20 protein-coding genes are annotated in these 19,319 nt (G+C 65.7%); 8 read left to right on the forward strand and 12 right to left on the reverse strand.

The window, feature by feature from the left end; translation table 11 throughout:
* Positions 1 to 32: 32 nt before the first annotated feature.
* From SD196_RS20165 to rnd, 3 genes are all read right to left on the reverse strand, one after another.
* Entirely contained in the window at positions 33 to 965 is a 933-nt protein-coding gene (locus tag SD196_RS20165) for a D-2-hydroxyacid dehydrogenase (RefSeq protein ID WP_275608164.1), read from the reverse strand.
* 248 nt (positions 966 to 1,213) lie between these two features.
* Positions 1,214 to 1,507: a YcgL domain-containing protein gene (locus SD196_RS20170; RefSeq protein ID WP_275608165.1), complete on the reverse strand. Its 294-nt coding sequence runs from the start codon at positions 1,505 to 1,507 to the stop codon at positions 1,214 to 1,216.
* A 15-nt stretch (positions 1,508 to 1,522) separates the two neighbouring features.
* Complete coding sequence (gene rnd / locus SD196_RS20175) at positions 1,523 to 2,656, reverse strand: ribonuclease D (RefSeq protein WP_331316978.1); 1,134 nt, start codon at positions 2,654 to 2,656, stop codon at positions 1,523 to 1,525.
* Between the two features lie 139 nt (positions 2,657 to 2,795).
* Here rnd and SD196_RS20180 point away from each other — a divergent pair, with 139 nt between their 5' ends.
* Positions 2,796 to 3,857: an SMP-30/gluconolactonase/LRE family protein gene (locus tag SD196_RS20180; RefSeq protein ID WP_416310599.1), complete on the forward strand. Its 1,062-nt coding sequence runs from the start codon at positions 2,796 to 2,798 to the stop codon at positions 3,855 to 3,857.
* 10 nt (positions 3,858 to 3,867) lie between these two features.
* Here SD196_RS20180 and SD196_RS20185 read toward each other — a convergent pair whose 3' ends face one another.
* Positions 3,868 to 4,662, reverse strand: coding sequence for a lysophospholipid acyltransferase family protein (locus tag SD196_RS20185; protein WP_275608168.1), 795 nt, complete (start codon positions 4,660 to 4,662; stop codon positions 3,868 to 3,870).
* 87 nt (positions 4,663 to 4,749) lie between these two features.
* Here SD196_RS20185 and SD196_RS20190 point away from each other — a divergent pair, with 87 nt between their 5' ends.
* From SD196_RS20190 to SD196_RS20205, 4 genes are all read left to right on the forward strand, one after another.
* Entirely contained in the window at positions 4,750 to 5,604 is an 855-nt protein-coding gene (locus tag SD196_RS20190) for a sulfurtransferase (RefSeq protein WP_331316972.1), read from the forward strand.
* A 113-nt stretch (positions 5,605 to 5,717) separates the two neighbouring features.
* A complete protein-coding gene (locus SD196_RS20195; protein ID WP_331316970.1) occupies positions 5,718 to 6,371 on the forward strand; it encodes a tetratricopeptide repeat protein in 654 nt (217 codons plus the stop codon).
* 181 nt (positions 6,372 to 6,552) lie between these two features.
* Complete coding sequence (locus SD196_RS20200) at positions 6,553 to 7,032, forward strand: hypothetical protein (RefSeq protein ID WP_275608171.1); 480 nt, start codon at positions 6,553 to 6,555, stop codon at positions 7,030 to 7,032.
* Positions 7,033 to 7,218: 186 nt separating this feature from the next.
* Entirely contained in the window at positions 7,219 to 8,496 is a 1,278-nt protein-coding gene (locus SD196_RS20205) for an outer membrane protein transport protein (RefSeq protein WP_275608172.1), read from the forward strand.
* 184 nt (positions 8,497 to 8,680) lie between these two features.
* On the opposite strand, the gene SD196_RS20210 is transcribed toward SD196_RS20205, so the two are convergent.
* Positions 8,681 to 9,250 (reverse strand): MarR family winged helix-turn-helix transcriptional regulator, encoded by a 570-nt coding sequence (locus tag SD196_RS20210; protein WP_331316967.1) that lies wholly within the window; start codon positions 9,248 to 9,250, stop codon positions 8,681 to 8,683.
* 114 nt (positions 9,251 to 9,364) lie between these two features.
* Between SD196_RS20210 and SD196_RS20215 the strand changes: the two genes are divergently transcribed.
* Both SD196_RS20215 and SD196_RS20220 read left to right on the forward strand, forming a co-directional pair.
* Complete coding sequence (locus SD196_RS20215) at positions 9,365 to 9,589, forward strand: glutaredoxin family protein (RefSeq protein ID WP_343572453.1); 225 nt, start codon at positions 9,365 to 9,367, stop codon at positions 9,587 to 9,589.
* A 16-nt stretch (positions 9,590 to 9,605) separates the two neighbouring features.
* Positions 9,606 to 9,884 carry a Rho-binding antiterminator gene (locus SD196_RS20220; RefSeq protein WP_416311760.1) on the forward strand — a complete coding sequence of 93 codons (279 nt, stop codon included), beginning with the start codon at positions 9,606 to 9,608 and terminating at the stop codon, positions 9,882 to 9,884.
* A 17-nt stretch (positions 9,885 to 9,901) separates the two neighbouring features.
* On the opposite strand, the gene SD196_RS20225 is transcribed toward SD196_RS20220, so the two are convergent.
* Positions 9,902 to 10,441 carry a DUF2058 domain-containing protein gene (locus SD196_RS20225; protein ID WP_275608175.1) on the reverse strand — a complete coding sequence of 180 codons (540 nt, stop codon included), beginning with the start codon at positions 10,439 to 10,441 and terminating at the stop codon, positions 9,902 to 9,904.
* Positions 10,442 to 10,591: 150 nt separating this feature from the next.
* Here SD196_RS20225 and SD196_RS20230 point away from each other — a divergent pair, with 150 nt between their 5' ends.
* Positions 10,592 to 11,524: an aspartyl/asparaginyl beta-hydroxylase domain-containing protein gene (locus SD196_RS20230; RefSeq protein WP_331316962.1), complete on the forward strand. Its 933-nt coding sequence runs from the start codon at positions 10,592 to 10,594 to the stop codon at positions 11,522 to 11,524.
* A gap of 138 nt (positions 11,525 to 11,662) precedes the next feature.
* On the opposite strand, the gene mazG is transcribed toward SD196_RS20230, so the two are convergent.
* From mazG to SD196_RS20260, 6 genes are all read right to left on the reverse strand, one after another.
* Positions 11,663 to 12,496: a nucleoside triphosphate pyrophosphohydrolase gene (gene mazG / locus SD196_RS20235; protein WP_416310600.1), complete on the reverse strand. Its 834-nt coding sequence runs from the start codon at positions 12,494 to 12,496 to the stop codon at positions 11,663 to 11,665.
* A complete protein-coding gene (relA, locus tag SD196_RS20240; RefSeq protein ID WP_275608178.1) occupies positions 12,489 to 14,747 on the reverse strand; it encodes a GTP diphosphokinase in 2,259 nt (752 codons plus the stop codon). Before relA ends, mazG begins: the two co-directional genes overlap by 8 nt.
* Before the next feature lie 92 nt (positions 14,748 to 14,839).
* Positions 14,840 to 16,192 carry a 23S rRNA (uracil(1939)-C(5))-methyltransferase RlmD gene (gene rlmD / locus SD196_RS20245; RefSeq protein ID WP_416310601.1) on the reverse strand — a complete coding sequence of 451 codons (1,353 nt, stop codon included), beginning with the start codon at positions 16,190 to 16,192 and terminating at the stop codon, positions 14,840 to 14,842.
* 1 nt (position 16,193) lies between these two features.
* The gene (gene cysM / locus SD196_RS20250) at positions 16,194 to 17,093 is read right to left on the reverse strand and encodes a cysteine synthase CysM (protein WP_275608180.1); all 900 of its coding nucleotides are present in this window, start codon (positions 17,091 to 17,093) and stop codon (positions 16,194 to 16,196) included.
* Between the two features lie 91 nt (positions 17,094 to 17,184).
* Entirely contained in the window at positions 17,185 to 18,540 is a 1,356-nt protein-coding gene (locus tag SD196_RS20255; protein ID WP_416310602.1) for a histidine kinase sensor domain-containing protein, read from the reverse strand.
* Entirely contained in the window at positions 18,533 to 19,243 is a 711-nt protein-coding gene (locus SD196_RS20260; protein WP_275608182.1) for a response regulator transcription factor, read from the reverse strand. Before SD196_RS20260 ends, SD196_RS20255 begins: the two co-directional genes overlap by 8 nt.
* Positions 19,244 to 19,319 lie beyond the last annotated feature (76 nt).

The raw sequence follows: 19,319 nt of genomic DNA on the forward strand, positions 1-19,319 counted from the left end.
CCCGAACGGGGCCTTTTTCATGTCCGCGGCGATCAGTAGCCTCGCGTGAAATCCACCTCGCCGCGCATTTCCTGGCCGGCCCAGAATCGCGCGAGATTGTCGCGGAACAGCTCGATCAGCGGCCCCGGCAGCGTCGGCGCGGCAGTGTGGCCGGTCAGCAGCAGGCGAGGCGTGTGCCAGAACGGATGCTGCGGCGGCAGCGGCTCTTCGCGGCAAACATCGATCACCGCCCCGGCGATCTGGTTGGCCTCCAGCGCCGACACCAGATCAGCATCGACCACCGAGGTGCCACGCCCGGCGTTGATGAACAGCGCGGTCGGCTTCATCCGGTTGAACAGCGGCAGGTTGTAGATATCGCGGGTCTGCGGCGTGTCGGGCAACAGGTTCACCACATAGTCGGCAGTCTGCAGCAGGCGCGGCAGGTCTTCCAGCGCGCCCACGCGGCTGAACGGCAGCAGCGACCGCGGATTCTTCGCCACGCCCACCAGCTCCACGCCGAACGGCGCCAGCATGTGCGCCACCGCCTGGCCGATCTCGCCGGTCCCGACGATCAGCACCTGGCGGCCATTGAGCGTGCCCGGCAGGCGGTCATCCCACTGCACGCCAACCTGGCTGGCCAGGCGGCCGAGCATCTGCCGCTCATGGGCGAGCAGATAGGTGAGCAGGTATTCGGTCATGACCTGGCCGAAAATGCCCACGGCGCGGGTCAGCGCGTAGTCCTTGGGCAGGTCGTCCGCCAGCAGCGGGGTGATGCCCGCCCAGCTGGACTGGATCCACACCGGGTGTACGCCCTGGCGCAGCAGCTGCGCGGCAAAATCGGGCTGGGCGAGCCAGACGGGGCACTCGGCGGCGGCTTCGAGGAGTTTGTCCGGCTTGTCGCCGGAAATCACCGTAATCCGCGGTTCCGCCGCCATGATCAGGGCGGCGTAGAGGGCATGGTCACGATCAAGAACGAGAAGGCGCATGACTCAGGCCCTTCGCTTGGATCGGTGGAACGTTTCCGGCTGGCGCATCTGGACTCGCTTTAGGAGAGCTTCCCGTGGAGTTCGGTAGTAGTTCAGGGAAGACAGGCGGCTATAGACACAGCCAGAGACCAAGCGTTCCGCTCCGTTGAACCCTTTTCTCCACGCATAATGCGCTCAAGCCGCGAACTTGCACAGTGCCAGCACTGCGCCCGTCCGCGGCTCGAAGGGTGTTGCGCGCGAGCGAGGGGTCAGAGCGGATCGTTCATCCGCAGCAGCTCCTCGGGCAGGTGCTCGATGTACTCCTCTTCGGCCGGCGGCATCTGCAGGTGGTACCCCTGCTTCTCGATGTTTTCCAGGACCTTGTTGATGTCCTCGCGGGCCAGTTGGCGCTCGGGGCTGAGCACCAGGTCGAAGGTGTGCTGCGGCGGACCGAACGCGGCGATCAGCCCTTCGGGTACACGGGTCAGCGCCTCGCGCTTGTCGACGTACAGGTACATCTCGTTCTTGCGCGGACTCTTGTAGATGGAGCAGATGCGTTTCATGGTGTGTCTTCCGCGTTATTCGTGGGTCTGGACGGCGAGGCTGTCCAGCAGGGCCTGGCCCATCAGCTCACGGCGCCAGCCCTGCAGCGATTCGGGCAGATGGTAGGGGCCGTTCGGCCAACCAGTCTTGAGCAGCGCTTCGAGAACCTTCTTGCGCAGCATCAGCTCGGGGGCCATGTTCAGACGCTCAGCCTCCTTCTGGCCGACTTCGCGCAGTTGCTTGAGCACCGGCGTGACCTCACGCGGCAGCGGTTCGGGCAGTGTCTGCGGGCGATCGGCCTCCGGCAGCTTCGCCGCATGGGCAATCAGCGCGATCAGGGTATCGCCATCCTGGCGCACGGTACGCGGGTGCATGTCATCGATGCGCGCCAGGGCAACCTTGTCGGCGGGCTGGAAGCGCGCCAGCGGCCACAGGGTGTGCTCGCGCAGCACTCGGTTGCGCGGCTGGTTGCGCAGCCGCGCCTGCTCTTCGCGCCAGGCACACAGCTCGCGCAGCACGGCCAGTTGCTGGCGATTGAGCTTCCACGCCAGCTTCACATCGAGGTAGGCCTCCTGCGGGTCGCTGACGCGGGTCTGGTTGGCGGTCAGGTCCGCGCCGTCGGCCAGCAGCCACTGCAGCTTCTCGTCGCTCAGGCGCGGCGCCAGCTTCACGTAGACCTCGGCCAGGTGCTGCACGTCCTCGGCGGCGTAGCGCACCTGCATCTCGGTCAGCGGGCGCTGTAGCCAGTCGGAGCGGGTTTCGTCCTTGGGCAGATCAATTCCGAGGATCTCCAGCACCAGCTTCGAGTAGCCCATCGAGTGAGGCATACCCAGGTAGGCGGCGGCCAGCTGGGTATCGAACAGCGGCTGCGGCAGGCTTCCGGTCAGGCGCAGGAAGACTTCGAGGTCTTCGCCGCAGGCGTGGAACACCTTGACCACGCAGGGTGCCTCCAGAACTTCGGCGAACGGCGACCAGTCGCGGATCAACAGCGGGTCGATCAGCCATACGCCACTGCCATCGCCCACCTGCACCAGGCCGGCGCCGGGGTAGAAGGTATCGACACGCATGAACTCGGTATCGAGCGCGAGGTACGGCAGTTCTTTCCAGTCCTGGCACTTGCGCGCCAGGCTGGCATCGTCGCGAATCCACTGAATATCGAGAGCGGTCACGAACATCTCCTTCGTTTCGGTGCGCGCATTATATAGAGATGCAGGATGTGCGAGCATTCCGCTCGGCTATCGGTCTGTGTCGCGCCCAGTGCAGCGACTAGGCTGAGCCCGCCCCATAACAACAATAAGGCAACTCCCCATGAAGAAGCTTTTCGGGCTGCTCGGCCTGCTGGTCGCCGCCCTGGCCGTCTACCTGGCGCTCACCCCCAGTCCCATCGACCCGTTGGCCTGGACGCCGCCCAAGGCCCCAGCGATGACCGGCGTGATGGAGCCCAACGACACCCTGATGAAGGCCGAACTGATCGCCCAGGGGCAGATCGTCGGGCCGGAAGACACTGCCGTGGACAGCCAGGGGCGCATCTTCGCCGGACTTGCCGATGGCCGTATCGTGCGCATCGGCGCGGATGGCAAGGCGGAAACCTTCGTCGAAACCGGCGGCCGACCGCTGGGCCTGGCATTCGACAAGACCGGCAACCTGATCGTCGCCGACGCCTGGAAGGGTCTGCTGCAGGTCGATCCGCAGGGCAGGATTCGCGTGCTCACCGATTCGGCTGACGGCATTCCCTTCGCCTTTACCGACGATCTGGACATTGCCAGCGATGGACGCATCTATTTCAGCGACGCATCCAGCCGTTTCCACCAGCCGGACTACCTGCTCGACCTGCTCGAAGCCCGTCCCCATGGCCGTCTGCTGCGCTACGACCCGACCAGCGGCAAGACCGAAACGCTGCTCAAGGACCTGTATTTCGCCAACGGCGTGGCGCTGTCGCAGAACGAGGACTTCGTGCTGGTCAACGAAACCTATCGCTACCGCATCACCCGTTATTGGCTCAAAGGCGAGAAGGCCGGGCAGCATGAGGTCTTCATCGACAACCTGCCGGGGCTGCCGGACAACCTCGCAGGCGATCGCAAGGGCACCTTCTGGGTCGCCCTGCCCTCGCCGCGCAAGGCCGACGCCGACCTGATCCAGCAACTGCCCTGGCTCAAGCGCCAGCTGACCAAGCTGCCGCGCGCCTTCCTGCCCAAGCCGGTGCCCTATGGCCTGGTGATCGCGCTGAACGAGAAGGGCGAGATCGTCCGCAGCCTGCACGACACCAGCGGCCAGAACCTACGCATGGTTACCTCAGCCAAGCCGGTGGGCGATACCCTCTACCTCGGCAGCCTGGAGAACGACCGCATCGGCCGGCTGACCTTGCACTGAGGGTTCCGCCTCAGGCCGGCGTCTGCTCCTCGTGGGCAGGCGTCCGGGCGGGCGCGGCGGAAGGCTCCAGCAGCTCCTGCATGCGCCCGCGCACCTCGGCCATCAAGGCATCCACGCCTTCCTCGGAAAACGCGGTGGAGTCGATCGGCGCGCCGACGTGCACTTCCACCGGCATACCGAGGTTCAGCTTCAGGCCACCAGCCGGCAGCAGTTGCTGGATGCCACGGATGGCCACCGGAACGATGATCGCATCGGTCTGCTGCGCCAGACGGAAGCAGCCCTTCTTGAACGGCTGCAGCTTGCCATCCCTGGAGCGCGTGCCCTCGGGCGCGGCCCAGAGCACGATGCCGCTTTCCATCATTTCCCGCGCCTTGGCCAGGTCCGCCATGGCCTGGTGACGGTTGTGCCGGTCGATGGACGGGAACTCCGCCGCACGCATCGCCGCGCCCCAGATCGGCACGGAGAACAGCTCCTTCTTCGCCAGCATGCGGATCGATCCGGGCATGGTCACGAAGATCGCCGGGATGTCGTAGAAGCTGGAGTGGGTGCAGAGGATCATGTAGCGGCGGCCATCGCCGAAGTCCGGCACCTCGCCGTGACGGCTCAGGCGCGCGCCGGTCAGCCTCAGCAGGCTGCCCGACCAGTCGCGGGTGAAGCCGTCGACCTTGCTGCGGCGCAGCCGGCCAATGGCGCCGAGCGCCAGCACACGGACGCTGTAGCCCAGGGTAATCAGAACGGTCGCCAGGCCCACCAGGGCGACGCGCAGCGGGCCGGCCTTGCGCGGCTCCGATTGCAGGTTGTGCATTTTCGCCAATTCCCTACCGACAGTAACTTGTTCGCGATACAAGCCTTATGATGCGCCCAAGCCCCGTCACGACACAGGAATGCGCCCATGACCCATGCCCGCCTGCTCACGCCCGAGCAACTGGCCGCCCGCCTCGATGACCCGAACCTCGTCCTGCTCGACTGTCGCTTCTCCCTCGACGATCCAGCCTACGGGGCGCGCAGCTACCAGGAAAACCACATTCCCGGCGCCCACTTCGCCGACCTGAACAAGGACCTTTCCGCGCCCGTCGTCCCCGGCGTGACCGGCCGCCACCCGCTGCCGGACCCGCAGCAGCTGCTGGAGCGCCTGCGCACCTGGGGACTGAACGCGGAAAGCGAAGTGGTGCTCTACGACGACGGCCCCGGCGCCTTCGCCGCCCGCGCCTGGTGGCTGCTGCTGTGGCTGGGCAAGCGCGAGGGCGTCTACCTGCTCGACGGTGGCCTCGGCGCCTGGCGCGCCGCCGGCCTGCGCCTGACCACCGCCGAGACGCCCGTGCGCCCCGGCGACTTCCAGGGCAAGCCGGACAACAGCCTGCTGATCGACGCCGACGCCCTCGGCAAACGCCTGGGCGAACCCGACCTGCCGCTGGTGGACGCCCGCGGGCTGCCGCGCTTCCGCGGTGAAGTCGAACCTATCGACCCGGTCGCCGGGCACATTCCCGGCGCCCAGTGCGCGGCTTTCACCGACAACCTCGGCAGCGACGGCCGCTTCCTGCGCCCGGAGCACCTGCACCAGCGCTTCGCCAGCCTGTTGCGCGGTCGCCCGGCGCAGGACCTGGTGGCCTATTGCGGCTCCGGCGTCACCGCCTGCCACAACCTGTTCGCCATGAGCCTGGCCGGCTACCCGCTGGGCCGCCTGTACGCCGGCTCCTGGAGTGAATGGATCACCGATGCGAAGCGTCCGGTGGCCAAGGGCGACTGACGAACCATCCCGCAACCAGAACGGAATGCAGGTCACGCCACGTACCTGCGTTCCGATGGATAGGTAACCGGGCATGCGTCAGACTCATGCCCATTTTTCAAAGGAGTGAATCCATGTCCACCCGTCTTCGCCACACCCTGCTCGCCAGCGCGCTGCTGTGCCTGTGGGCCGCTACGCCGGCCCAGGCCGCCACCCTGGAGGCCACGCCCTGCTCGATCACCGACCAGTGGTCCGACCTTTATGGCGACGAACTGGTAGCGGCGGCCAACGCCGGCCACGCCACCGCGCAGTACAGCCTCGGCCTGGAGTACGACGCCGGCAGCGACGAGTTCGAGCAGAACTACGAGCAGGCTGCGTACTGGTACCAGAAGGCCGCGGAACAGGGGCACGCCTGCGCCCAGTACAACCTGGGTAACGCCTATGACAGCGGCGACGGAGTGGAGCAGAGCGCGGAGAAGGCCGTGTACTGGTACCAGAAGGCGGTCGACCAGAACGACAAGGACGCCGAATACAACCTGGCGATCATGTACGAGAACGGCACCGGCGTGACCCGCAGCTACAAGAAGGCTTTCGCGCTGTACAAGAAGTCCGCCGAGCAGGGCGACGTGGATGCCCAGTTCGCCGTGGCCGAGGGCTACGCCAAGGGCCGAGGGGTGGCGAAGAACCCGGCGCAGGCCCGCCTCTGGTACCAGCGCGCCGCCGACCAGGGGCACGAGGAGGCCGAGGAAAAACTCGAAGCGATGCCCGAGCTGCCGTCCAGCATCTAATTTCCGGACGGAATATGGATTATTCCCGCGGCATCAAAACAATTTAAAAACAGGCCTTTACAGCACAATTATCGCACTACACTTCAAATCGAGCGGCTAAGTCCGCTTCCGGCGGGGCCAGGAAAATCACTAGAAGCTGCCAAGTCGCCCCGCCCCGCCGGTCACCGAGGACGAGGATGTCATGGGAATTGCTGCCAACGACCTGTGCCACTACGTAATCCGGCCCACCTTGCTCTATCTGGGGCGGCACAGTGTCGCGGCGGAGGCGCTGCTGCTGGGGGCGGCAGCCTGTCAATCGGCGCTGGGGAGTGCGCTGGGCGACAGCCATGGCCACGGGCTGTACCGCATCGGTGAAAGCCGTCACCAGACCCTCTGGGACTGCTATCTGGCCTGCGACCCGGAGTTGGCTAGCCGGGTTCGCGGGCTGGCCAGTCAGCACGCTTTCCTCGATGCCCCGCATCTGGAACTCACGGTCAACCTGCGCTACAGCACCGCCATCGCCTGGATGATGGTGGAGGCCGAGCGCATCCCCCTGCCCCACGCCGACGATCCCCTGGGCCTGGCCCGGGTCTGGCGTCGGGTTTTCCAGCCCCATGGACGCCTGCACGATTTCGTCGACGCCTGGCACAGCTACGTCGGAAATCTCAGCCAGGTGGCCTGAGCGGAGCCTGAAGTCCTCGAATGACCGATCGGTCAGATTTTTTTGTTCATCGCGACGAACGGCGACGACGCCGATAGAACGCTTGTTTGAGCTATAAAGCCCAAAGTAGAGCGTTTTCCAGGCACTACCCAAGACTTTCGAATCTTGATAGCGTGCGCGCCGATCAACACAGGAGTTGCTCTAACAATGAAAACAACATGGCTCAAGACCACGCTCGCTCTGACCATTAGCGCCGCCTCTGCCCAGGCCCTGGCCAACGGCATCGCCATCAACGAGCAAAGCGCCAGCGGCGCCGGTACCGCCTACGCAGGCCGTGCCTCCTCCGCTCTCGACGCCAGCACCATCTACGGCAACCCGGCCGGCATGTCCAAGCTCAAGCGCACCGAAATCAGTGGCGGTCTCGCCATTGTCGATGCCAAGGACGACATCAGCCAGGCCCACAGCGCCGCCACCGGCACCAACAAGGGCGACTCCGTCCCGCTGGCTGCCGTGCCCTTCGGCTACATTGCCACCCCGCTGGACGACAAGGTCAGCGTCGGCCTGGGCATCTACGTGCCCTACGGCATCATCAACGACTACGAAGGCAGCTTCCAGGGCCGTTACCACGGTTCCTACAGCAAGGTCCAAGTGATCACCGTCCAGCCGACCATCAGCTACAAGTTCAACGACATGGTCTCCGTCGGCTTCGGCCCGACCTTCAACCGTATCGACGGCAAGCTGGAGAACAACCTGGCCACCAAGGGTCTGTTCGGGGCTCCGGATGACACCGAGATCAGCATCAAGGGCGACGACACCGCTGCTGGCTTCAACGTCGGCGTGCTGTTCACCCCGACCGAGATGACCTCCCTGGGCGCGACCTATCACTCCAAGGTCAAGTACGAACTGGAAGGCCACACCACCGTATCCGGCTCCCCGATGGGCCTGTTCGACAAGCGCATGGATGCCAGCCTGGACATCACCCTGCCTGAGTCCGTGGACCTGTCGATCACCCAGAAGCTGGATGACCGCTGGACCGTCTATGGCGGCACCACCTGGACGCGCTGGAGCCGTCTGCAGTCCATCGAGGTGCAGAACGAGAACCCGCCGCTGCCGAACTTCGCCACCATCGGTGAAGACCTCAGCTGGCATGACACCTGGTCGGCCGCCATCGGTACTTCCTACCAGTACAACGACCAGTGGGTGCTGCGTACCGGCTTCGCCTACGACCCGTCGCCGACCACCAACGAGCACCGTAACGTGCGTATCCCGGTGGGCGATCGCAAGATCTTCACCCTGGGTGCCGGCTACTCGCCGAACGCCGACATGACCTTCGACTTCGCCTATGCCTACCTGTGGGAATCCACCGCCGGCGTGAACCAGCCCAACGGCGAGAACCTGGCTGGCGTGGAGCTGCAGCCCGCCTACAGCGCCAAGTACGACAACAGCGCTCATGGCCTGACCGCGCAGATGACCTATCGCTTCTGATAGCACTATCGACGTGGCATGAAAAAGCCGGGCAAATGCCCGGCTTTTTCATAATGGCACCACTGAGATCCGCGTTCGGTGCGAGCAAACTTGCTCGCGCAGCGTTTGACGCTGAATTCGCCGGGAAGTCCTGTTCGCGAGCAAGCTCGCTCCTACAAAAAGCAATGGTGCAGAGTGAGCCGATTCACGCCGCCTGCTCAGGCTCGGCGTGCTCGCGGCAGATCAACTCGCCTTCGCAGGGCTCCAGTCGCTCACCGGTCAGCCCGCAAAGCGAGCCCTTGTCCAACTTCTGGTGGAAACGGCAGGTACGGCACAGGCCGAAGCCCGGCACGTTCTCCTGGCGCTGAATGGTCGCCAGCAGTTCGCGCAGCAGCGTCACCAGCAGTTCGCTACGTTCGCCCAGTGCTTCTTGCGCACGGCTGAGGAAAGCCGGCGGCACCAGCGACTCGATCAGCCCCCGTCCCTCCTCCGTCAGTTCCAGGTGCACGCTGCGCCGATCCTGCGCATCCGGGCGCTTGCGAATCAGCCCCTTGGCCTCCAGCGCCTTCAGCGACTGCGACACCGTCCCCTTGGTCAGGCCAAGGAAGTCCGTAACCGCCAGCGGCGTATTCGAATAACGGTTGCAGCGCGCCAGGTAGTTCAGCGCACTCAGCTGGATCGGCTGCAGGTCGGCCATCAGCGGCTGCTCCCGAGCCCAGGCGCGCATCAGGCTGGCAATGCGTTCGAGGTAGTCGTACAGGGTCGTATCGGTCATGGGCTCATCCTCCCGATAGATAGTATCGATCAAAAACCAGTTTGACAGAAGCCACTCTCCACTTGCAGACTGAAATGGTATCGATTCGATACATAACTACTCAGGAGAAGGGTCATGAGCAAAACCGTCTATTACCACGCCGGTTGCCCCGTCTGCGTCGAAGCCGAACGCACGCTGCTGCCATTGCTGAACCGGGAAGTGGAAGTCGTGCATCTGGGCGAGCAGTCGCCGCGCATCGCCGAAGCCGAGGCCGCCGGGGTCAAGTCGGTGCCCGCCCTGGTGGTCGATGGCCAGGTGCTGCACCTGAACTTCGGCGCCGCCATCGCGGACCTGAAGTAAGGGCATGCCCAGCAGCATGGATACCTACCGGCCGCTGCACTGCGATCTCCACGATTACCTGGAGATCGCCTGCCTCTACCGCTACTGGCTGCGTATCGAGTTGCGTGACGGCCTGGTGTTCGACGCCCAGGCCTTCACCACGCACACGCGGCGAAATACGGATGGAGTGCTGGAGGAGTATCTGGAAGTGCGGGTGGACGACGCCAGCCGGGAGCTCCGGCTGGATCGTCTGCACGCCATCACGCCGCTGGCGGCGCAAGCGCGTTTCGCAAGGGTGGTACTGAATCCGGCCTGAAGTCCGGCCGGGCGACCTCACCACATGAGGTCGTCGGGCACCACGTAGTCCTTGTACGGATCGTCCTCGTCCGGCTCGCCACTGGGCTCGTTGAGTAGCACGATACGGCGTTCGTCGCGCTCCTTGATGCGCAGCGCGGCGTCACGCGGGACGATTTCATAGCGGCCGTCGTAGCTGACGATGGCCAGGCTGCCGCGGCTGAGCTTGTCGCGGATCAGGTCGTTCACCGCAATGCGCTTGACCTTCTTCGCGTCGACGAAGTTGTAGTAGTCCTCGGTATCCAGCTTCGGCAGACGGGTGCCTTCGATCAGTTGTTTGATCTGGGCAGTTCTGGCTTTCTTGTCAGCCTTTTCCTGCTGCTGGCGATTCAGCTCGGCATCGCGGGCCTGCTTCTCGGCCTGAGCCTGCTGGGCCGCCTGACGCTGGCTGTCATCCTTCTCCGCCTGGCCCTTGTGCTCCAGGCGCTGCTGCTTCTGCTTCTGCTTGCCGGCCTGCTTGGCCTGCTTCTCGCTGACCAGCCCGGCTTTCAGCAACTGGTCACGTAACGACATGCTCATTCGATAAGACTCTCGACAGTCCTTGATTGACGCGGGGCAACTTTCCTGATGGCACAAGGCTCTGCGCTCGCGCCCACAGGGGGTATAATCCTCGGGCCTGTGCGTGCGCTGCGCAAGTGCCCAGCTCGATTTCACTCATCCAGGGCCCCCATGATCAAGCTCATCGTTCTCGCGATTCTTGCCATCTTCCTCGTCGCCATCCTCTACGTGCACCTGCGCGGCAAGGTGCGACTGCCCTTCCTGCGCCAGGTCGTGAACCACTCCGCGTGGTTCGCCCCGTACAACTCGCTGATGTACCTGAACTCCAGCGTCCCGTCCAAGCCCTACCTGGACCGCGAGCGCTTCCCCGAGCTCGACAAGCTGCGCGATAACTGGCAGCTGATCCGCGAGGAAGCCGAGAAGCTCTTCGACGAGGGCTACATCCGCGACGCCCTGAACAACAACGAGGCCGGCTTCGGCTCCTTCTTCAAGAAGGGCTGGACCCGCTTCTACCTGACCTGGTACGACGGCCCCCTGCCCTCGGCCCAGCAACTCTGCCCGAAGACCGTGGAACTGGTCAGCAGCATTCCCAACGTCAAGGGCGCGATGTTCACCCGCCTGCCGCCGCGCAGCCACCTGAACAAGCACCGCGATCCCTACGCCGGCTCGCTGCGCTACCACCTGGGCCTGGCCACGCCCAACTCCGACGAATGCCGCATCTTCGTCGACGGCCAGCCCTATGCCTGGCGCGACGGCCACGACGTGATGTTCGACGAGACCTTCGTGCACTGGGTGAAGAACGAAACCGACGAGTCGCGCCTGATCCTCTTCTGCGACATCGAGCGCCCGCTCAAGTCGTCGCTGCTGACCCGCCTCAATCGCCGCGTCAGTGCCTTCCTCGGCCGCGCCACCGCACCGCAGAACGTCGAAGGCGAGCGCGTCGGCGGGATCAACCAGGCCTACTCGGTGCTGATCCGCTTCGGTAATGCCGTGGGCAGTCAGGTGAAGGTGTTCAAGCGCCGTTACCCGAAGGCCTACCGCATTGGCCGACCGATCCTGGCGGTGATCCTGCTGGTGTGGCTGCTGCGCTGGATGTTTGGCTGAGATACCTGTAGGAGCGAGCTTGCTCGCGAACAGAGTTTCCGGCAGCGCCGGCGTCAAGCGGTTCGCGAGCAAGCTCGCTCCTACGAAGAGCCACAAAAAAGCCCCGCAATCGCGGGGCTTTTTCATGGGAGGCAGCGCCTAACCGCAGCTGATCGGATTCTTCTCGTCACGCTTGGCCGCGCCCCAGAGCTCGTCCATCTCTTCCAGGCTGGTGCCTTCGAGGCTGCGGCCTTGATCGCGCAGGGCCGTCTCGATGTAGCGGAAGCGTCGCTCGAACTTGGCGTTGGCCGCACGCAGGGCGGTTTCCGGGTCGACCTTGAGCTTGCGCGCCAGGTTGACCACCACGAACAGCAGGTCGCCCACCTCCTCCGCCTGGGCCTCGGTGTCATTGCCGGCCATGGCTTCGAGCACCTCATCCAGCTCCTCGCAGACCTTGTCCACCACCGGCAGGGCGTCAGCCCAGTCGAAGCCGACCTGGGAAGCGCGCTTCTGCAGCTTGTTGGCGCGGCTCAGCGCCGGCAGCGCGTGGGGCACGTCGTCCAGCAGGGACAGTTGCACCGGCTCGGCCGCCTTGGCGGCGCGCTCCTCGGCCTTGAGCTCTTCCCAGCGCTGCTTGACCGCGGCTTCCTCAAGCTTCGCCGGGTCCGGCTTGCCGTAGAGGTCACCGTCGGGGAATACATGGGGATGGCGGCGGACCAGCTTGCGGGTGATGCCATCGACCACCGCATCGAACTCGAAGCGCCCCTCTTCCCGCGCCAGCTGCGCGTAGTAGACGACCTGGAACAGCAGGTCGCCCAGTTCCTCGCGCAGATGGTCGAAGTCGCCGCGCTCGATGGCATCGGCGACCTCGTAGGCCTCTTCGAGGGTGTAAGGAACGATGGTCGCGTAGCTCTGCTTCAGGTCCCACGGGCAACCGTTCTGCGGGTCGCGCAGACGGGCCATCAGGTGCAGCAGGTCGTCGAGCTTATACATCCTTGCCACCCGCGCGGTCGCGGCGCGCCTCGATGATGTTGGGCAGCTGTGAGACCCGCGCCAGCAGGCGTCCCAGCGCGTCGAGACCGGGGATCTCGATAGTCAGGCGCATCACCGCAGTGTTGTCTTCCTTGTCCGAGCGGGTGTTCACCGCCAGAACGTTGATGCGCTCGTTGAGCAGCACCTGGGAAACGTCACGCAGCAGGCCGGAACGGTCGTAGGCACGGATGACGATGTCCACCGGGTAGGTACTGACCGGCACCGGCCCCCAGCTGACCTGGATGATCCGCTCCGGCTCGCGCCCGGCCAGTTGCAGCGCGGTGGCGCAGTCCTGGCGGTGGATGGTCACGCCGCGGCCGAGGGTGATGTAGCCGACGATCGGGTCGCCCGGCAGCGGCTGGCAGCAGCCGGCCATCTGCGTGAGCAGGTTGCCGACGCCCTGGATCTGGATGTCGCCGCGCTTGCCGTGGCCGATCTTGCTCGGCTTGCGCGGGATCAGTTCGAGCTGCTCGGTGCCGCGCTCCGGCTCCACCAGCTGTTGCGCGTAGCTGACCACATGGGCCAGGCGCAGGTCGCCGGCGCCCAGCGCGGCGAAGAGGTCTTCTCCGGTCTTGTAGTTGGCCTTCTCGGCGAGCTTCTCGAAGTCCACCGGCGGCAGCGCCAGGCGGCCCAGTTCGCGTTCGAGCATGGCCTTGCCGGCGGCGACGTTCTGGTCGCGCGCCTGCAGCTTGAACCAGTGGACGATCTTCGCCCGCGCCCGCGAAGTGGTGACGTAGCCGAGGTTCTGGTTCAGCCAGTCACGGCTCGGCCCGCTCTGCTTGCCGGTGATGATTTCCACCTGCTCGCCGGTCTGCAGGCTGTAGTTGAGCGGCACGATGCGGCCGTTGATCTTGGCGCCACGGCAGTTGTGGCCGACTTCGGTATGTACGCGGTAGGCGAAGTCCAGCGGGGTCGCGCCCTTGGGCAGGTCGATGGCGTGGCCGTCGGGGGTGAAGACGTAGACCCGGTCGGGCTCGATATCCACCCGCAGCTGTTCGGCCAGGCCGCCGATGTCGCCCAGTTCCTCGTGCCACTCGAGCACCTGGCGCAGCCAGGAAATCTTCTCTTCGTAGTGGTTGGAGCTGGCCTTGACGTCGGTGCCCTTGTAGCGCCAGTGCGCGCACACGCCCAGCTCGGCTTCCTCGTGCATGGCGTGGGTGCGGATCTGCACTTCCAGCACCTTGCCCTCGGGGCCGATCACCGCGGTGTGCAGCGAGCGGTAGCCGTTTTCCTTGGGGTTGGCGATGTAGTCGTCGAATTCCTTGGGGATGTGCCGCCACAGGGTGTGCACGATGCCCAGCGCGGTGTAGCAGTCGCGCATTTCCGGCACCAACACACGCACGGCGCGCACATCGTAGATCTGGCTGAAGTCCAGGCCCTTGCGCTGCATCTTCCGCCAGATGGAATAGATGTGCTTGGCACGGCCGGAGAGGTCCGCCTTGATGCCGGTGGCGGCCAGGGCGTCCTTGAGCTGCTGCATCACGGTGGCGATGTACTGCTCGCGATCCAGCCGGCGCTCGTGCAGCAGCTTGGCGATCTGCTTGTACTGGTCGGGTTCCAGGTAGCGGAAGGACAGGTCCTCCAGCTCCCATTTGATATGGCCGATGCCCAGGCGGTGGGCCAGCGGCGCGTAGATGTCGAACACCTCGCGGGCGACGCGGTGGCGTTTTTCCTCGTCGGCGTTCTTCACCGCGCGGATGGCGCAGGTGCGCTCGGCCAGCTTGATCAGCGCGACGCGCACGTCGTCGACCATCGCCACCAACATCTTGCGCAGGTTCTCGATCTGCGCCTGGGTGCCGAGCACCAGCGACTGCCGGGGGTTGAGGCTGGTGCTGATCGCCGCCATGCGCAGCACGCCCTCGATCAGCTTGGCGACCACCGAGCCGAAGCGCTGCTGGACGTCCTCCAGAGTGGTCTTGCCCTCGCGCACGCCACGGTAGATCACCGCGGCGACCAGGGACTCCTGGTCGAGCTTGAGGTCCGCCAGGATCTCGGCGATCTCCAGGCCCGTCTGGAAGCTGGAGGTGCCGTCGGCCCAGGAGTTGTCCGCCTTGCTGGCCGCCTTGTTCTCCACCTCGCGGGCGAATTCGCAGGCTTCCAGCAGGACCTTGCGATCCAGAACCGGGACCAGAGTCTGGACATGGTCCAGCCAGGCCTCGAGGTTGATGCTGCCGTCAGTGTTGACCGGCTGGTGCGCTCTCACCTGTACCATCGTGTCTACCCTTCCCCACGGTGCCCCACGGTGCACCGCTCACAGCGCCGGCCTTTCTTCTTGCTCGGGCCGGTCGGATTGCGCAGGCCGTCCTAGCCTGCCTCGAACAAAGCCATGGCCTCCACATGCGCCGTCTGCGGGAACATGTCGAGGATGCCGGCGCGCTTCAGGCGATAGCCCTGCCGGGCCAGTTCGCCTGCATCGCGCGCCAGGGTCGCCGGGTTGCAGGACACATAAAGTACCCGCTCGGCGCCCAGTGAACGCATCTCCCGTGCCGCCTCGAAGGCTCCGTCGCGCGGAGGGTCGAGCAGCACAGCGGTGAAATCCTCCGCCGCCCAGGGGGCGCCGGCAAGCGGTTTCGAAAGGTCCGCCTGGTGGAACCGAGTATTCGCAAGGCCGTTGGTCCGGGCATTGGCCGCAGCGCGATCGACCATCGCCTGCACGCCCTCCACCCCGACCACTTCGCGCACCTGACGGGCCAGCGGCAGGGCGAAGTTACCCAGGCCGCAGAACAGGTCCAGCACGCGCTCATCGGCCGCCGGCTTCAGCCAGTCCAGCGCCTGGGCGACCATCGCCTCGTTGACCGGTGCGTTCACCTGAACGAAATCGCCGGGACGGTAGGCCAGGGTCAGATCCCAGGTATCGAGCCGGAAGCCGAGGTCGGCGCTCCCGCCATGCGGCGTCGGTTCTCCGTCGCCCTGCAGCCACAATTGCACATCGCGTGCCGAACAGAATTCCAGCAGTCGCGTCAGGTCGCCATCGGACAAAGGTTCGATATGCCGCAGCAGCAACGCACTGGCGGTACCGTGGAACAGCTCGACATGGCCGAGGGCCTGGGGCCTGGCAAAGCCGCGCAGCAGGTCCGGCAGGTCACGGGCCAGGGATTGCAGTTCGGGAACCAGCACCAGGCAGTCGTCGAACGCGACGATGGCCTGGCTGGCGGCCGCGCGGAAGCCGACCTCCAGGCGCTTGGCCTTGACGTCCCAGCGCACCGCGAGACGAGCACGGCGGCGGTAGCCGAATTCCGGCCCCACCAACGGCGCGGCCCACTCCTGCGGGGTCAGGCCGGAGAAACGCTCCAGTTGCTCGGCGAGGGTGCGCTGCTTGAGCGCCAACTGATCGGCGTGAGGCAGGTGCTGCAGGCTGCAGCCACCGCATGTGCCAGCCACCGGGCAGGGAGGATTACGACGATTTTCGGCGGCCGTGAACACGCGCTCGCAGCGCGCTTCGACCACCTTGCTGCGGGCGGAAAGCACGCGGGCTTCCACCGCTTCGCCCGGCAACGCGCCGGCAACGAACCAGGTATGGCCATCCTGATGGGCAATGCCGCGGCCGTCATGGGCCAGGCGCTCGATGTTCAGGCGCTGCTTCTTGCCCACCGGTACCGCGGGGCCCCGCGCTCCGCCGCTGGGCTGGAAACGCAGGCCGGTTCTCTGTTTGGCCATGTCAGTGGGGATCGAACACGCCCGAAGACAGGTAGCGGTCGCCGCGGTCGCAGATGATCGCCACCAGGGTCGCGTTTTCCAGCTCGCGGGACAGGCGCAACATGGCCGCCACAGCACCGCCGGAGGACACGCCGCAGAAAATGCCTTCTTCACGGGCCAGGCGGCGCATCACGTCTTCGGCTTCGCTCTGCTGCATGTCGACCACGCGGTCGACGCGGGTCGAGTCGAAGATCTTCGGCAGGTACTCCTGCGGCCAACGGCGGATGCCGGGGATGGCCGAGCCTTCCATCGGCTGCAGGCCGACGATCTGCACCTTGGGGTTCTGCTCCTTGAGGTAGCGCGACACGCCCATGATGGTGCCCGTAGTGCCCATGGAACTGACGAAATGGGTGATCTCACCGCCGGTTTGCTGCCAGATTTCCGGGCCGGTGGAATCGTAGTGAGCGATCGGGTTGTCGCCATTGGCGAACTGGTCGAGCACCTTGCCCTTGCCTTCGCGCTGCATCTGGTCGGCGAGGTCGCGGGCGCCTTCCATGCCCTGCTCCTTGGTCACCAGGATCAGCTCGGCGCCGTAGGCGGTCATGGCGGCCTTGCGCTCGGCGGTGGAGTTGTCCGGCATGATCAGGATCATGCGGTAACCCTTGATCGCCGCCGCCATCGCCAGGGCGATGCCGGTGTTGCCGGAGGTGGCTTCGATCAGCGTGTCGCCGGGCTTGATATCGCCGCGCAGCTCCGCTCGGGTGATCATCGACAGCGCCGGGCGATCCTTCACTGAACCCGCGGGGTTGTTGCCCTCGAGCTTCACCAGCAGAGTGTTGGAAGTATTCCCGGGCATGCGTTGCAAGCGAACCAGCGGGGTATTGCCGACGCAATCGGCGATAGTCGGATACTGCACGGTCATGGAGGCACTCGGATCTGAAACCAGGCCACCTATGATAACGGCAAACCGCGGCGCGCCATACGAAGTTTCCTAACAAGCCGTGTGCAAATGCTCAGAGGCCGATTGCGGCGGGCAACCGCAGGTGCACGCGCAGCCCCGCCGGCCCGCAATCCGCCCAGAGTTCGCCGCCCTGCATGCGCACCGAACTGCGGGCGATGCTCAGGCCCAGGCCGAAACCTTCGCCACTGCGCGCGGCGGACAAACGGGTGAAGGGCTGGAAGATGCGTTCGAGATCGGCCTCGGGCACGCCGGCGCCGTCATCTTCGAGCCAGAGGTGCCAGCCCTGGCCCTCGCGTCGGCCGCCCAGGCGAACGCAGCCGCTCGGGGGCGAGTGACGGATGGCGTTGCGCAGCAGGTTTTCCAGTGCCCGCGCCAGGCCATTGAGGTGACCACGCACACGACACCCCGCCGGCACCTGATAAAGGAAGCGTTCCGGCGCCCAGCCGGCCTCGAAGCGGGCGTCGTCCACCAGCAGCTCCCAGAGCGATTGCAGGTCGATGTCCTCCCGCTCCAGCTGCGGTCGCTCGGTATCCAGCCAGGCCAGCTCCAGGGTATCGGCGACCAGGCGCTGCATCACCTCCACCTCGCGTTCGACCCGCTGGCGCAGCGTTGCTTCGCTGATCGGACTGTCGCCCGCCACCCGCAGGCGGCTGAGCGGGGTGCGCAGTTCGTGGGACAGGTCGCGCAGCAACTGGCGCTGGAGGCTCACATGGCTGCGCAGGCGCTCCGCCATATGGTCCAGCGCGCGACCCAGTTCACCCAGTTCATCGCGGCGCGCGTTGAGTTCGGGGCCGGCCACCGACCCCAGGTCGTCGGCCTGCAAGGCATTGGCGTGCTCGCGCAGGCGCGCCAGCGGGCGCACCAGGTAGCGGTAGAGCAAGGCGCACAACAGCAGCGCCAGCACCGCCGGCACCAGGCCGTGGGTCAGCGACTGGCGCATGAGCGTGAAACCACTGGGCAGGTAGCGCGCGGGCAGTTGCAGCACCAGGCGACCCGCCGTCGGCTCGCCGGGGAATGGGATGCCGATGTAGGGCAGGTCCATCGAGCGTGAACTCACCGGCCACTCCAGACCTCGCTGGAAGGTCAGGTGGGCGACTTCGTCCCGGCTCAGCGGGACGGCGCCCAGGGCCTGCAAGCGGGCATCGACCACGGTCATCCAACCCTCTTCGCGCTGGCGCATCCCCGCCAGCCAGGCATCGACCCCTACCGCGCCGCCGGAGCGCCAGGCCTGCTCCGCCTCTCGAGCGTAACCACCGAGCACCTCCCGCGCCTCGGCTGACAGGTAATAGCTTTGCCGTTCGACCTGCTTGCCCCAGGACCAGGACAGCCAGATCAGCAACAGGCAGAACGCCACCAGCGCGACCGCCAGCCTCCAGAACAGCGAGTGACGCCCGGGGACCTCAGCCATCGCCGTCACGGAACACGTAGCCCTTGCCCCACACCGTCTGCAACTGGTGGCGCAAGTAGCCGATGCCCTGCAGCTTGCGGCGCAGGTGGCTGACATGCATGTCCAGGGCACGGTCGTGGGGCGTGAAGGCACGATGCAGGACGTGCTGGTAAAGGAAGGCTTTGCTCAGGATCTCGCCCTGGCTGATGAGGAAGGTCTCCAGCAGGCGGAACTCGGTAGCCGTCAGCCCCGCCCAGCGGCCATCGAGGCCGGCGTCGGCCTTGTCACCATCCAGTTGCAGGCCGTCGCTGCTGCCCACCTGCGCCTGCAAGCCGCGCTCCAGCGCCACCCGGCGCAACACCGCATCGACCCGTACGCTCAACTCGGCCAGGCTGAAGGGCTTGGGCAGGTAATCGTCGGCACCCTGGGAGAAACCGGCGATGCGGTCCTGCTCGGCCCCCAGGGCGGACATCAGGATCACCGGCACCGAACGCTCGCGGCGCAGCCTACGCAGGATATCCAGGCCGCCGATACCGGGCAGCAGGATGTCCATCAGCACCAGGTCGTAGTCGCCACCGCGCGCCTCGGCCAGGCCGGTGGCACCATCCTGGCACCAGGTGACGTCAAAACCACGCTCGCTCAGATGGGAGGACAGGTGGGCGCCCAGTGTCGGGTCGTCCTCGATGGTCAGCAAGCGCAGCCCCGAGGAGGAAAATGCGTTCATATCAAATAAGAGTGATTAGCAATTGCGCCCAGTATTCCCGATTCCGCGCAATCTCGGCAAGGCAAAGGCCCCTGCC

Origin of the sequence: Pseudomonas macauensis (assembly GCF_047902425.1) — a bacterium.
Classification (GTDB): domain Bacteria; phylum Pseudomonadota; class Gammaproteobacteria; order Pseudomonadales; family Pseudomonadaceae; genus Pseudomonas.

What these genes read in the sequence shown, in the direction of transcription:
- cysM (WP_275608180.1), bottom strand. Translation starts at nt 17,093, where the DNA reads ATGACCGTGCAGTATCCGACTATCGCCGATTGCGTCGGCAATACCCCG.
- SD196_RS20185 (WP_275608168.1), bottom strand. Translation starts at nt 4,662, where the DNA reads ATGCACAACCTGCAATCGGAGCCGCGCAAGGCCGGCCCGCTGCGCGTC.
- relA (WP_275608178.1), bottom strand. Translation starts at nt 14,747, where the DNA reads ATGGTACAGGTGAGAGCGCACCAGCCGGTCAACACTGACGGCAGCATC.
- SD196_RS20190 (WP_331316972.1), top strand. Translation starts at nt 4,750, where the DNA reads ATGACCCATGCCCGCCTGCTCACGCCCGAGCAACTGGCCGCCCGCCTC.
- SD196_RS20195 (WP_331316970.1), top strand. Translation starts at nt 5,718, where the DNA reads ATGTCCACCCGTCTTCGCCACACCCTGCTCGCCAGCGCGCTGCTGTGC.
- SD196_RS20170 (WP_275608165.1), bottom strand. Translation starts at nt 1,507, where the DNA reads ATGAAACGCATCTGCTCCATCTACAAGAGTCCGCGCAAGAACGAGATG.
- SD196_RS20165 (WP_275608164.1), bottom strand. Translation starts at nt 965, where the DNA reads ATGCGCCTTCTCGTTCTTGATCGTGACCATGCCCTCTACGCCGCCCTG.
- SD196_RS20220 (WP_416311760.1), top strand. Translation starts at nt 9,606, where the DNA reads ATGGATACCTACCGGCCGCTGCACTGCGATCTCCACGATTACCTGGAG.
- SD196_RS20260 (WP_275608182.1), bottom strand. Translation starts at nt 19,243, where the DNA reads ATGAACGCATTTTCCTCCTCGGGGCTGCGCTTGCTGACCATCGAGGAC.
- SD196_RS20180 (WP_416310599.1), top strand. Translation starts at nt 2,796, where the DNA reads ATGAAGAAGCTTTTCGGGCTGCTCGGCCTGCTGGTCGCCGCCCTGGCC.
- SD196_RS20210 (WP_331316967.1), bottom strand. Translation starts at nt 9,250, where the DNA reads ATGACCGATACGACCCTGTACGACTACCTCGAACGCATTGCCAGCCTG.
- SD196_RS20225 (WP_275608175.1), bottom strand. Translation starts at nt 10,441, where the DNA reads ATGAGCATGTCGTTACGTGACCAGTTGCTGAAAGCCGGGCTGGTCAGC.
- SD196_RS20255 (WP_416310602.1), bottom strand. Translation starts at nt 18,540, where the DNA reads ATGGCTGAGGTCCCCGGGCGTCACTCGCTGTTCTGGAGGCTGGCGGTC.
- SD196_RS20215 (WP_343572453.1), top strand. Translation starts at nt 9,365, where the DNA reads ATGAGCAAAACCGTCTATTACCACGCCGGTTGCCCCGTCTGCGTCGAA.
- SD196_RS20205 (WP_275608172.1), top strand. Translation starts at nt 7,219, where the DNA reads ATGAAAACAACATGGCTCAAGACCACGCTCGCTCTGACCATTAGCGCC.
- mazG (WP_416310600.1), bottom strand. Translation starts at nt 12,496, where the DNA reads ATGTATAAGCTCGACGACCTGCTGCACCTGATGGCCCGTCTGCGCGAC.
- rlmD (WP_416310601.1), bottom strand. Translation starts at nt 16,192, where the DNA reads ATGGCCAAACAGAGAACCGGCCTGCGTTTCCAGCCCAGCGGCGGAGCG.
- SD196_RS20200 (WP_275608171.1), top strand. Translation starts at nt 6,553, where the DNA reads ATGGGAATTGCTGCCAACGACCTGTGCCACTACGTAATCCGGCCCACC.
- SD196_RS20230 (WP_331316962.1), top strand. Translation starts at nt 10,592, where the DNA reads ATGATCAAGCTCATCGTTCTCGCGATTCTTGCCATCTTCCTCGTCGCC.